General features: G+C 70.3%; 12 protein-coding genes and 1 pseudogene. 10 read left to right on the forward strand and 3 right to left on the reverse strand.

The genetic code is table 11. The features are described from left to right. Window positions 1-16: 16 nt before the first annotated feature. From Drose_RS23870 to Drose_RS23905, 8 genes are read left to right on the forward strand one after another with little or no spacing between them, the layout of a single operon-like run. Window positions 17-517 (forward strand): urease subunit beta, encoded by a 501-nt coding sequence (locus Drose_RS23870; protein ID WP_260723534.1) that lies wholly within the window; start codon window positions 17-19, stop codon window positions 515-517. Beyond that, complete coding sequence (locus tag Drose_RS23875; RefSeq protein ID WP_260723535.1) at window positions 514-2,232, forward strand: urease subunit alpha; 1,719 nt, start codon at window positions 514-516, stop codon at window positions 2,230-2,232. Before Drose_RS23870 ends, Drose_RS23875 begins: the two co-directional genes overlap by 4 nt. Window positions 2,233-2,256: 24 nt before the next feature. Then, a complete protein-coding gene (ureE, locus tag Drose_RS23880; protein ID WP_260723536.1) occupies window positions 2,257-2,820 on the forward strand; it encodes an urease accessory protein UreE in 564 nt (187 codons plus the stop codon). After that, window positions 2,817-3,524, forward strand: coding sequence for an urease accessory protein UreF (locus tag Drose_RS23885; protein ID WP_260723537.1), 708 nt, complete (start codon window positions 2,817-2,819; stop codon window positions 3,522-3,524). The genes ureE and Drose_RS23885 overlap by 4 nt, the downstream gene beginning before the upstream one ends. A gap of 22 nt (window positions 3,525-3,546) precedes the next feature. Further along, complete coding sequence (gene ureG, locus Drose_RS23890) at window positions 3,547-4,176, forward strand: urease accessory protein UreG (RefSeq protein WP_260723538.1); 630 nt, start codon at window positions 3,547-3,549, stop codon at window positions 4,174-4,176. Further along, window positions 4,173-5,087, forward strand: a complete 915-nt coding sequence (locus Drose_RS23895) for an urease accessory protein UreD (RefSeq protein ID WP_260723539.1) — start codon at window positions 4,173-4,175, stop codon at window positions 5,085-5,087. The genes ureG and Drose_RS23895 overlap by 4 nt, the downstream gene beginning before the upstream one ends. Next, entirely contained in the window at window positions 5,087-6,130 is a 1,044-nt protein-coding gene (gene yut, locus Drose_RS23900) for an urea transporter (RefSeq protein WP_260723540.1), read from the forward strand. Before Drose_RS23895 ends, yut begins: the two co-directional genes overlap by 1 nt. A 4-nt stretch (window positions 6,131-6,134) precedes the next feature. Then, window positions 6,135-6,872 (forward strand): YoaK family protein, encoded by a 738-nt coding sequence (locus Drose_RS23905; RefSeq protein ID WP_260723541.1) that lies wholly within the window; start codon window positions 6,135-6,137, stop codon window positions 6,870-6,872. 30 nt (window positions 6,873-6,902) lie between these two features. Here Drose_RS23905 and Drose_RS23910 read toward each other — a convergent pair whose 3' ends face one another. From Drose_RS23910 to Drose_RS23920, 3 genes are all read right to left on the reverse strand, one after another. Then, window positions 6,903-8,567 carry an ammonium transporter gene (locus tag Drose_RS23910; protein WP_260723542.1) on the reverse strand — a complete coding sequence of 555 codons (1,665 nt, stop codon included), beginning with the start codon at window positions 8,565-8,567 and terminating at the stop codon, window positions 6,903-6,905. A 210-nt stretch (window positions 8,568-8,777) separates the two neighbouring features. After that, on the reverse strand, window positions 8,778-9,635 hold the full coding sequence (locus Drose_RS23915; protein WP_260723543.1) for an IclR family transcriptional regulator: 858 nt from the start codon (window positions 9,633-9,635) through the stop codon (window positions 8,778-8,780). A 304-nt stretch (window positions 9,636-9,939) separates the two neighbouring features. Then, window positions 9,940-10,785, reverse strand: coding sequence for an IclR family transcriptional regulator (locus Drose_RS23920; RefSeq protein WP_260723544.1), 846 nt, complete (start codon window positions 10,783-10,785; stop codon window positions 9,940-9,942). 442 nt (window positions 10,786-11,227) lie between these two features. Here Drose_RS23920 and Drose_RS23925 point away from each other — a divergent pair, with 442 nt between their 5' ends. After that, window positions 11,228-11,398, forward strand: coding sequence for a hypothetical protein (locus Drose_RS23925; RefSeq protein ID WP_260723545.1), 171 nt, complete (start codon window positions 11,228-11,230; stop codon window positions 11,396-11,398). Window positions 11,399-11,480: 82 nt separating this feature from the next. Continuing rightward, window positions 11,481-12,721, forward strand: a pseudogene (locus Drose_RS23930) (DUF4437 domain-containing protein). The last annotated feature ends 197 nt before the right edge of the window (window positions 12,722-12,918 follow it).

Genomic DNA, 12,918 nt, shown 5'->3' on the forward strand with positions numbered 1-12,918 from the left:
ATGAGGAGGAACGGAGATGTCGAATCCCAGCCACGCGGAAAGCCGGCACAAGGCGATCCGGCCGATCGGCGGATATGTGTTCGTGGACCAGCCGGTGGAGATCAACGCGGGTCGGCCGACCTCGACGATCGAGGTGTACAACACCGGGGATCGTCCCGTGCAGGTCGGCTCGCACTACCACTTCTACGAGGTCAACCGCTATCTCGAGTTCGACCGTGACGCCGCGTTCGGCATGCGCCTGGACATCCCGGCGACCACGGCCGTGCGTTTCGAGCCCGGCGACAAGAAGACGGTCAACCTCGTGCCGTTCGGCGGCAAGCAGCGGGTCCAGGGGTTCAACGGGCTGGTCAACGGCTGGACCGGCACGGGTGGCGCCCCCGGCTACCGACCCGAGCGCAGCGAGGCGGCCGCCCGAGCCGCCCGGCGTGGTTTCAAGTCGCGGCCGGCGAAGGGTGCGGGCGAGCACGGCGCTCCGGCCGCGCCGAAGAAGGCGAACGCGAAGGAGCGCCGAGGATGAGCCGAATGCCGCGGAGCCAGTACGTCGACCTCTACGGTCCGACGCTCGGCGACAAGGTCCGTCTCGGCAACACCGACCTCTACGTCGAGATCGAGCAGGATCTGCGCGTGCTCGGCGACGAGGCGATCTACGGCGGCGGCAAGACGCTGCGCGACGGCATGGGCATGGACGGCGCGCTGTCCAGCGCGGGCGGCGCGCTCGATCTCGTCATCACCAACGTGGTGATCGTCGACGCCGTCGTGGGCGTCGTCAAGGCGGACGTCGGGATCAAGGACGGCCTGATCGTCGGCATCGGCAAGGCCGGCAATCCGAGCACGATGGACGGCGTCACGCCGGACCTGGCGGTGGGCCCGGCGACGGACGCGATCTCCGGGGAGCACCTCATCCTGACCGCGGCCGGCTTCGACCCGCACGTGCACTACGTGTCGCCGCAGCAGGCCTACGACGCGCTCAGCAACGGCATCACCACGCTGTGGGGCGGCGGCGTCGGGCCGACGGACGGCACCAACGGCACCACGATCTCGTCCGGCGTGTGGAACCTCGCCACGATGATGCGGGCCGCTGACGGCGTGCCGATCAACCTCGGATTCCTGGGCAAGGGAAGCTGCTCGACGCGCGAACCGCTGGACGAGCAGATCGCCGCCGGCGCGGCGGGATTGAAGATCCACGAGGACTGGGGGGCGACACCCGCGGTGATCAGAGCCGCGCTGAGCGCCGCCGACGACTTCGACATCCAGATCAGCCTGCACACGGACACGCTCAACGAGAGCGGCTTCGTGGAGGACACCATCGCCGCGTTCGAGGGCCGGACGATCCACACCTTTCACACCGAAGGGGCGGGTGGCGGGCACGCGCCGGACATCATCAAGGTCGCCGGCCAGATGAACGTCCTGCCGAGCTCGACGAACCCGACACTGCCCTTCGGGGTCAACTCGCAGGCCGAGCTGTTCGACATGATCATGTTCTGCCACAACCTCAACCCGAAGGTCCCGTCGGACGTGGCGTTCGCCGAGAGCCGGGTCCGGCCCGAGACGATCGCCGCCGAAAACGTGCTGCACGATCTCGGCGTCATCTCGATGATCTCCAGCGACAGTCAGGCGATGGGCCGGGTCGGTGAGAGCTTCCTGCGCATGATCCAGCTCGCCCAGGCGATGAAGGCCGCGCGCGGCAAGCTGCCCGAGGACGCCGAGGGCAACGACAACTTCCGGGTGCTGCGGTACCTCGCGAAGGTGACGATCAACCCGGCCATCACCCAGGGCGTGTCCCACGTGCTCGGCTCGGTCGAGCGTGGCAAGCTGGCCGACCTCGTGCTGTGGGAACCGGGGTTCTTCGGCGCCAAGCCGAAGCTGGTGATCAAGGGCGGCATCATTAGCTGGGCGGCCGCCGGCAGCTCGGACGCATCGCTGCCGTCGACCGAGCCCGTGAAGTACAAGCCGATGTACGGGGCGTTCGGGGCGGCGCTGCACCAGAGCTGCGTGACGTTCGTGTCGCAGGCCGGCTACGAGGCCGGCGTCGGCGAGCGGCTCGGCCTGCGCCGCCGGGTGCTGCCGATCAAGGGAACGCGCGGACTGACCAAGAAGGACATGGTCCGCAACGACAAGACCCCGCAGATCGACGTCGACCCGGAGACGTTCGCCGTCAAGGTCGACGGCGAACACGCCACCGTGCCGCCGGCCTCGGTGCTCTCCATGAACCAGTTGTACTACTTCAGTTGAGTGACGGTCAGGGGACGACACACGATGCTCGTCGAATCAGTGCTCGGCAACGCCACGGAGCCCGGTTGGCGGGACCGGCTGGCCGGAGCCCACGTGGACCGGCTCGTCCTCGACCAGTGGGAGGCCCAGAAGCGTCGGCTCCGCAAACGTACGAGCGGCGGCGTCGAGGTGGCGCTGTCGCTGGCACGCGACACGCGCCTGCGGGACGGCGACATCCTGACGTGGGACGATCCGCGGCGGACGGCGACCGTCGTGCATCTCATGCTCGGCGAGGTGATGGCGGTCGAGCTCGGCGGCGTCGCGGCGCTGCCGCCCGAGACGCTGATCCGCACGGTGGTCGAGCTGGGGCACGCGATCGGGAACCAGCACTGGCCGGCCGTCGTGCGAGGTACGACGGTGTACGTGCCGGTCACCGTCGATCGCAAGGTCATGGACTCGGTCATGCGGACCCATGCCTTCGCCGGGGTGTCGCACACGTTCGTGGACAGCACCGAGGTCATGGCGTTCCTGGCGCCGCACGAGGCACGGCGGCTGTTCGGGGGTGCCGGCGCGGCCGGGCACGTCCACGTTCCCGCGGAGGCCGGTTGAACGTCGATCCGCCGGTACCGGCGATCGCGGAGCTGATGCGGCTGCTGCAGTTCACCGACTCGATGTTCCCGGTCGGGGCCTTCGCGTTCTCCAACGCGCTGGAGTCGGCGGTACAGCACCGCGTGGTCCACGACCTGCCGACGCTGCACGAGTTCGTGCGCACCGCGACCCACGTCGCGGCCGGCGGTGACGGCATCGCGCTCCTGGAGAGCCACCGCGCCACCCTCGCCGGCGAGGCCGGCCGGGTCCGGCGTGCGGACGCGGCCGTCTATGCGCGCAAGCTCAACGAGGAGATGCGCACGATGACCACCCGCATGGGCCGGAAACTGGTCGAGGGCGCCGCCGTGGTCGTCGCGGACCCGATCCTGACCCGGCACGCCGAGGAGATCGCCGCGGGTACCGTTCCCGGCACCTATCCGGTCGGCGCCGGCGTCGTCTTCGCCACCCTCGGGCTGCCCGAACAGGCCGCGTTCGCCGCGCACCAGTACGGCACCGCGGCGATGATCCTGGGGGCCGCCGTCCGGCTCATGCCCATCCACCATCTCGACACCCAGACGGTGCTCTTCGCCGTCGACGACACCGCACACCAGCACTACGAACGCGTGGCCGTGGCGACGATCGAGGACATGTCGTCGTTCGCGCCGGTGACCGACATCCTGGCCGCGGCACACGTGCGGGCCCGGGTCCGGATGTTCATCAACTGACCGAGTCGCACCTGGGGGAAGCATGAAGACAGCTAGTCGCATCGGTGTCGGGGGGCCGGTCGGCAGCGGCAAGACGGCGATCATCGAGGCGCTGGTGCCGCGCCTGGTGTCCGGCGGGCTGCGGGTGCTCGTCGTCACCAACGACGTGGTCACGACCGAGGACGCCGCGCACGTCCGGCGGGTGCTCACCGGCGTGTTGCAGGCGGACCGGATCATCGGGGTGGAGACCGGCGCCTGCCCGCACACCGCCGTCCGTGAGGACCCGAGCATGAACCTCGCCGCGGTCGAGGACATGGAGTCCCGCTTCCCCGACACCGACGTCGTGCTGATCGAGAGTGGCGGTGACAACCTGACCCTCACGTTCAGCCCGGCCCTGGTGGACTTCTTCATCTACGTGATCGACGTGGCGGCCGGAGACAAGATCCCGCGCAAGAACGGCCCGGGCATCACGCGGTCGGACCTGCTCGTGGTCAACAAGGTGGACCTGGCGCCGTACGTCGACGCGGACCTCGCCGTGATGCGGCGCGACGCCGACACGATGCGCGGCGGCAAGCCGGTCGTCTTCACCAACTGCAAGAGCGGCGAGGGCGTCGACGAGGTTCTCGCGGTCATCCGCCGTGAGGTCCTGTTCGGAATGGCGCTGAGCGAGTGACCGAACTGGACGACGCGGTCGAGCTGGCGCCGTACCACGACGAGCCCGCGCAGCTCCCCAGCGGCGCACCCGGCAAGCGGGGTGTGCTGCGCCTCGGGTTCGAGCGGCGCGACGGCCGGACGGTCCTCGCCGACCTGTACCGGCGGGCCCCGCTGCTGGTACAGCAGGCGTTGTACTGGGACGAGGCCATGCCCGACCTCGCCTGCGTCTTCCTCGTCACGACGTCGGGCGGGCTGCTGCAGGGCGACCGGCACACGATCCGCGTGCGGCTGGCCGAGCACACGCAGGCCCACCTGACGACCCAGTCCGCGACGAAGATCCAGCGGATGGACGCGAACTACGCGGCGCAGACCCAGGACATCGTGCTGGAGGACGGCGCATACCTCGAGTACCTGCCGGATCCGGTGATTCCGTACCGGAACAGCCGGTTCATCAGCCGGACACGGGTGTCGCTGCCGGAGAGCGCGACGGCCCTGTACGCCGAGACCATCCTGCCCGGCCGCAAGTACCACCACGACACGGAGCTGTTCGGGTACGACCTGTTCTCCTCGACGCTGCGCGCGACCCGCCCCGACGGCCGCGAGCTCTTCGTGGAGAAGTTCGTCATCGAGCCGGGCCGGTTTCCGGTCGATCGCTGTGCGGTGATGGGCGGGTTCCACGTCCTCGCCAACGTCGTCCTGCTCACGTCGCCCGACCGCGCCGACCGCGTGATCGAGCGGGTTCCGGTCACCTTCGCCGTCGAGGACCCGGTCGTGGCCGGGGTGAGCCGGCTGCCGAACGGCGCGGGCCTGATCTACAAGGTGCTCGGCGCGGACTCCGAGCCGGTGGGCGCCGCGGTCCGGGACTTCTGGGCGCTGGTCCGGCGGGAGATCGTCGGCGTGCCGCTCACGCCGCCGTTCGCATGGCGCTGATGACGGTGAACCGGATCGGCCGGACCTGGGACACGATCGTCGACCGGCACCCGATCGGGCAATTCACCGACGCGTGCCTGCGCGGCGCGAGCCAGGTGATGCTGCAGAACAACCCGCTCACCGGCCTGCTCATCCTGGCCGCCGTCGCCTGGGGCTCGATCCGGACGGGGACCCCGGCGGTCGTCGTCGGCGCGGTGGTGGCACTGATCGTCGGTACGTTCACCGCGGTGCTCCTGCGGGCCGACACCGCGTCGTGGCGGCAGGGCCTCTTCGGGTTCAGCCCGCTGCTGACCGGCGCGGCGTTGCCCAGCTTCCTCGCCACCCGGCCGCTGCTGTGGGTCTACCTGGTGGTCGGCGCGGCCGTGACCACCGTGGTCACCCTCGCGCTGAGCAACGTCCTCAAGACCTGGGGCGTGCCCGCGCTGACCTTCCCGTTCGTCCTGACGTCCTGGTTCCTGCTCATGGGCGCCTACCAGTTCGCCCGGATCGGGATCAGCACGCTGGGGCACCCGGCGTTGCCGGCCCAGGCGTCGTCGCGGCTCGCCGAGGTGCCGTACACGTTCGGTTTCCTGGCCGTGGGCATGTTGAAGGGGGTCGCCCAGGTCTTTCTCGTCAACGACTGGATCAGCGGCATCGTCATGCTCGTCGCGCTGGCGGTCAGCTCGCGCGTGGTCGCCCTGGCCGCGGTCCTGGGCACGGTGGTGGGCACCCTCGTCGCGATCGGCCTGGGGGTGTACGGCGACCAGGTCGGCAACGGCCTCTGGGGCTTCAACGCGGTGCTCACGGCGGTGGCGCTGGGTGCGGTGCTGTACCGTCCGTCGCCGGCCGTGACCGGCTACGCGTTGCTCGGCACGATCACTGCCGTGTGCGTGCAGGCCGCGCTCACGACCGCGCTGACGCCGCTGGGCATCCCCACACTGACAGCGCCGTTCGTGGTCGCCACCTGGTTGTTCCTGTTGCCGAAGCGGGACTTCGCCCCGATTCCGCACCACGAGCGGGTCGAGGAGGCGACGGCGGTCACCACCGCCAGACCGAAACGCTGAGCCGATGGGCGCGACGGGCGGCTCATCCACCGCGGGCGAGCCGCCGGACTCGCGGGCGGAGTACCGGTTCCCCCTGTTGGCCCTGGCCACGACCACGGGTGTCGCGGGCCTGCTGGACGCGTTGGCCCTGACCCGGTACGGCGTCTTCGTCGCCAACCAGTCCGGCAATCTCATGCACCTGGGCATGGGACTGGCCGGCCACGACCCGTTGTGGCCGGCATCGGCGGCCTCGATCGGTGCGTTCGGGTTCGGCGCGGGGATCGCGTTCCGGGTGCGCCGCGTGTGCGGACCGGAGCACCGTCCGGATCCGGCCGTCGTCCAATGCTGCCTGGCGCTCACCGCCCTGATCCTCTGGGCGGTCGTGGACGTCACGCTCGACCGCGGTGTGCCGGACCCGGGCCGGCGGGCCGTTCTCGCCGCCGCGGGGGCCTTCTTCATGGGCTGTCTCGGCGGGCTGTTCGTCCGGACCGCAGGGTTCGCCACCACGATCACGTACCAGTCGGGAACCGTCATCAAGACCGGGCAACGCATCGTCTCCTGGATCACCGGCAGCGGCGAGTCCCGCAGGAAGGCGGCGCAGGGCGCGATGCTGGGACTGCTCGGACTCGTCGGCTACGTCAGCGGAGGCTTCGTCGGTGCGCTGGCCTCCAGCCGGCCGATCGTGACCTTCGCCCTCGCCGTGGCGGCGCTCGTCGTCCTGATGCTGACGCTGCGGTCCGCGCGTCGCCCGCCCCGCGAATAGGCCGCGCGGGCGGGCCCGTTCGCGGGACGGTCAGCGCTGGATGCTGGCGTTGGGCCTGACGACCTGTACGAATCCCTCCGGATGCTCGGCCGAGAACCGGTCGAACACGTCGAGGACCGCGCCGACGCCGCGTTCCGCAACGAGCACCTCGACCCGGAGGCGGGACGCGAGCTCGAGATTCCGCCGGTACCCGCGGACGGTCTGCGCCTGCGGCGTCTCCACGGCGGCGTGCGCCTCGGTGACGACGACCGACGAGGCACCCGCGCGTGACAGCGCGTCCTCGAGCTCGTCGGTGTGCACCCGTTCGGGATCGAGCAGCCCGGTGACGAGGCTGGTGGCGGAGCCCGGCGCTTCGGGCACCGGCCGCGGGACCTCCCTCGTGGGCGCCGCCGCGGGTCGGGCCTCCGGGCCGCCCGAGCCGGGCAGGCCCGAGATCGCGTCGAGGTGGTACGCCTCGACCGCCTGCTGCACCCGGTCGAGGCGGCCCTCGTCGGCCGGCGGGACACGCAGGCCGACGGTCCTCTCGACGGCGACGGCGATGAGCCAGGTCAGGCCGAACGAGAACGCCGCCACCGCCAGCACCGCGACGACCTGGCGGCCGAGCAGGCCACCACCTCCGCCGAAGAACAGGCCGTTGGCACCCAGGCTGTTCGCGGAGCGCTGACCGAAGAAACCCAGCAGCAGCGAGCCCAGGACGCCGCCGACGAAGTGCACCGCGACGACGTCGAGCGCGTCGTCGAATCCCAGGCGGAACTTCACCCGCAGGGCCAGGCAGCAGACGAGGCCCGCGATGGCCCCGATGGCCAGTGACGACAGCGTGCTGACGTATCCCGCGCACGGGGTGATCGTCGCGAGCCCGGCGACCGCGCCCGAGGCACCGCCCAGCACGGTGGCGTGGCCGCTGCGGAGCCGCTCCGCGATCAGCCAGACCACCAGGCCGGCCGCCGCGGCGACGTGGGTGTTGATCATCGCCTGCGCCGCGACCATGTCCGCGCGCAGCCCGTCGCCGGCGTTGAAGCCGAACCACCCGAACCACAGCACACCGGCGCCGACGATCGTCAGCGGGAGCGAGTTGGGCAGCGTTCCCAGCTTCGGCCAGTTCCGGCGGCGACCGATCACGATGAGCATCGCCAGCACCGCGGCGCCCGCGGAGGTGTGCACGACCATGCCACCGGCCCAGTCCTGCGCGCCGAGCCCGGCCAGCCAGCCGCCGGGGTGCCAGAGCCAGTGCGCGATCGGCGCGTACACGATCACCGACCAGATGGCGATGAACACCGCCCACCCGATCAGCCGCAGGCGCCCCGCGGTCGCCCCGGTGATCAGCGCGGGGGTGATGATCGCGAACATCATCTGGAACGTCACGAACGCCAGCGTGGGGATCGTGACACCCGGGGCGACCACGTGGAACGCGGGCGCGGGCGCGGGCGTCGTCCCGGCCTGTACCAGCCCGAACAGCTTCAGGTTGCCGACGAGGCCGGTGCCGGCGTCGTCACCGAACGCGATGGTGTAGCCCAGCAGGATCCAGGCGATGCTGACCACGCCGAGCGGAATGAAGTTCTGTTGCAGCATGGCCAGGGTGTTGCGGCTGGACACCTGACCGGCGTAGAAGAACGCCAGGCCCGGGGTCATGAACAACACCAACGCCGCGCACAGCAGCACCCAGGCTGTGTCGGCGCCGTTCAGCACGTTGGGCATGCGACTCTCCTCGACGGCCGCCGGTGCGGTGCGGGCACTCGCCCAGTTCCCCGATCCGGCTGCCGGAACCCCGATCCTCGGGGGAAGTCCGGCTCGGCACCGAACCAGGCTCAGGCCCCGCCACCACCGGGGGTTCGCGACTCCGTCGAGCGGTTCAGGAAAGTCTGCCGGCGCGCCGCGCGTCACCACGCGCCGGCCTGCCGTGCGACGTCAGGACTTCACCCGCTGCAGACCTTGCGCCGCCGTCGACGGCAGGTAGCCCATACGTGCGGAGACGCGGGTGGCCGCGGAGAGCAGCGCCGGGACCACGTCGCGCGCCTCGGCCTCGAATCGATCGGCGGGCCCGCACACGCTCAGCACCGCCGCCACCTTGCCCTCGTGGTCGAAGATCGGAGCGGCCACCGACGCGGCGTCGGACTGACGCTCGCCGATCGAGGTCGCATATCCGCATTCTCGGATCCTGACCATGTCCCGGCGCAGCGCGGCCGCACTGGTGACCGTCTGCTTGGTGACCTTGTCGAGCCGGCCCGCCAGATACCGCTCGGCCTCCTCGACGGGCAGGAAGGCGAGAAAGATCTTCGAGGAGCTACCCGCATGCAGCGGGTAGGGCACACCGATCTGCACCGACATGACGATCTCTCGATGCGGCCGCACCTGGTCGATGTAGTACCGATGGCGACCGTTGCGGATCGAGAGCGTGGCCGTCTCACTCGTGACCGCGGAGAGCTGGGCGAGCTCGTCCTGCGCCAGATAGCGGACGTCCACCCGCGACAGATAGGACAGGCCGATGCTCAACGCCATCGGCCCGAGACGGTACCTGCGGGTCCGGTTGTCGAACTCGATCAGGTCCCGGCTTCGCAGCGAGGCGAGGATCCGATGGACGGCGGCCTTGGACAGCGACAGCGCGTTGGCGATCTGGGTCACCCCGAGCGTCGGCTCCTGGGACTGCGCGAAGACGACGAGCACGTCGGCCGCGCGCTCCACGGTGGCGATCGTCTGCCCGAGCCCGGCCCGCTCAAGGTCTTCGTCGTCGTTCGCGGTTGTGTCCTTGAATGCCGTTGGGTTCAAGCCTGGTTTGACCATCGTGTCCCCTACATCGACGACAATTGATCACGGCGCACGAGTGTACCGGTCTCCGCGCGGATCATCGCACGGTATCGATCAACGGAAAGGCTACGACGGCTGTCGGAATTCCGATCGTCCCGCCATGGTCCAACCGGCCTCCGCACACCTGAGCCTCCGATGCATGCGATGCGGCACGATCCGTGTAGGGCACCGCCCCCACCGCATCGGCGCCGTGCGTGGCCCGCACAGTGAAACATTGTTCCACTAACTGTAGAGGCACCCGACGGCCCGCTGCAACGACGAACGGTCAGTGTTCGAGCTGGGCGGATATCCGCTCGATGGCGGCGAGTAGCGCGGGCGTCACCTTGTCGACCTCGAGCCGCCCGGCGGGGCCGGACACGCTGACCACCGCGACCACGTGACCCATGCCGTCGAGGATCGGCGCGGCGACCGACGCCGCCCCGGACTGCCGCTCCCCGGCCGAGATCGCATACCCGCGCGTCCGCACCCTGGCCAGGTCGCGCCGCAACGCGGTGACGCTGGTGATGGTCTTGTCGGTGAGCGCGGGCAGCCCTCCGGCGAGCACCCGGTCGATCTCCTCCCGCGGCAGGAAGGCGAGCAGCGCTTTCGAGGAGCCGCCCGCATGGAGCGGGTACGGCACGCCGACCTCCACCGACATCGCGATCTCCCGCGACGGCACCACCTGGTCGATGTAGACGCGTCCGTCGCCGATGCGGATCGACAACGTCGCGGTCTCGTTCGTCGCGGCCGACAACGCGGCCAGCTCCGGGCGAGCCACTGCCCGGACGCCGATGTGCGACAGGTAGGTCAGGCCGAGGTTCAAGGCCAGCGGCCCCAGCCGGTACCGCCGGGTCTGGGCGTCGAAGTCGACCAGATTGCGGGTCCGCAACGAGGTCAGGATGCGGTGCACCGCCGCCTTGGACAGCGAGAGCGCGGTCGCGATCTCAGTGACGCCGAGGTCCGGCGTCGACACTCGGCTGAAGTGGATGAGCACGTCCATAGCCCGCTCCACGGTCGCGACCGTCTGGCCGGGGCGGTCGGCCTCGTCCGCGTCAGGCCGGGACACCGGCACCGCTGCCGGCGCCTGCCGCGCGGGCGCTCCGCCCGGCGCGGTCTTCATGGCACGCCTCACCACCGCGACTCCTCCGCACACGACGCAGACAAATCACCGGGGATCGTACGGCACACAATGCCCTGTCGGCACACCCGAGGCGGCCCGGTCCGAGCGGCCTCAACCCAGCACTTTGCTCCTATTCCCCTCAACGGTACACCGTTTCATTCTGCGGGGGAGACGATCGCGAGCCGACGTGCGCCGCGGCACCGTCGGCACTCCCCCGGCCCCGGCGGGCCGGCGAAGGGCACCGCGGGAGGAGCCACGCGACACGGACAACCGGGAAGCGCGGCAGTGGAACGACTCTCATACCCGGTCGTCTTGACCGATGCACACCCCGCACGTACGTTCTCCCTACAGGAACAGCGTTCCTTCCAATGGAACACTAGAACTCGGGTGTCTAGATCGGAGCCGGATGAGACCTGGAGGGTTCACCGAGGATGACGCCGCACCGTCACGCTCGGTGACACGCCGTCTCGGCACGACACCGGCCATGCTGGAGAAGGCGAAGAACCGCATGGCGGCTGCGGGCGTTGCCTCGTCACGCCCGCTGCGGTCCGTCGCCCTGAACACCTGCGCCCCGCCCGAACTGCGCTGGTTGGACACCCTGCCCAGAACCGACATCTTCCGCTGAATGCCAAGCGGTGCGTGGTCGGCAGGGGCCACGCAGCACTTGCCCAACCCGGTCGACTGAAGGGAACATCGTGCGACCACATGTGGAACTCATCCACGAGGACGACTACATCTGGCACGTCGCCGAACTGGTCGGCGGCGAGGGCCGCGCCAGCGAACGCCGGCTCTCCGTGGACGAGGAGGACGGCTCGTCATCGCTGCGCGTCGACTTCCACACCGACTGGGGACGCTCTCCCGGCATTCACCACGCCAACACCGAGTACCCGTGCTCAAGGGCTCGATGACCTACGGCGGCAAGAAGTTCGGTCCCGGTGCGTACGTCTACGCGCCGAAGGGCGTTCCGACCGACGCCATCACCTTCGCCGAGGGCACCCAGATCCTGCACTACCGTGAGTACGGCGACGCCGGCTTCGACCAGGTGGCGTCGACCCAGGCACCGCGCTGGAGCGACGCCCGCGAGGACGTCATCGTCCTGGACACCGCGGCGATGCAGTGGGACGCGGTGCCCAACGCCGGGCCCATGCCCGGCCTGTTCATCAAGTACCTGCACGTGGACCCGGTGACCGGCTTCTACACCAGGCTGGTCCACGCGCAGGAGGGCTGGAACGACCACCGCGTCGCCCACCACCCCTGCTACGAGGAGGCCTACACCACCCAGGGCCGGATGAGCTACAACTTCGGTGACCTGGACCTCGGCACCTACTTCTTCCGCCCGGCCCGCATCAAGCACGGCCACTTCGTCGCGGACAAGGGCGGCACCACGTGGCTGCTGCGCTCGGACGGCGAACTGCACAACTGGTACTCCGAGAACGAACGGGTCCGCTGGGGCGCCGACGCGGTCAACTACGGCCCGGGTGGCAGCCGCATGCGCTGGTCGCAGTCCACGCACGACCTCGCCAGCGGCCCGTCCTGGCGCACCGAGGCCGACCTGGAGGCCCTGCAGGCGTCGGTCCGGCACGCGCACAGCCTCGGCGACACCGCGGCGGCCTACGTGCCGCACGCGAAGCGAGTCGACCCGAGCATCATCGCCATCGCCAAGGCCCTGGACGCGGCCAACCTCCAGGGCGGTCACGGCCAGGAGCACGAGCACTCCCACGACCACGACCACGACCACGACCACGGTCACAACCACGACCACCTTCACCTCGACTGGGGCGCCGACGCGGCATCCGTCGAGCACCCGCACGAGCGGACCGACGAAGCCGGCTACAACTGGGGTGCCGGCCGTGCCTACCGTCCGGGCGACCCGATCCCGGCACCCATCGTGTCGTCGCTGCCCGTCCGCTCCCGCTCCCGCGGGCGCTGGGACGGCGACGGTATGTGACCCGGTTCGAGCTCGTCCGCTGAGAGGGAGGACCGGACGGCGAGGCCGATGAGCGGTGCGTCATGCGACATGGCCCGCCGGACGCATCACAGAGCGCCGCACTCGCGGCCGTCGACCGCCGCGTCGACGGCCGCGAGGTGTCTTCCCGCCGGCGGATCATCTCCGGCCGTGATCCGACGCCGCCGGCGACACGCTGC

This window comes from Dactylosporangium roseum (genome assembly GCF_025264685.1).
GTDB classification, from domain to species: domain Bacteria; phylum Actinomycetota; class Actinomycetes; order Mycobacteriales; family Micromonosporaceae; genus Dactylosporangium; species Dactylosporangium roseum.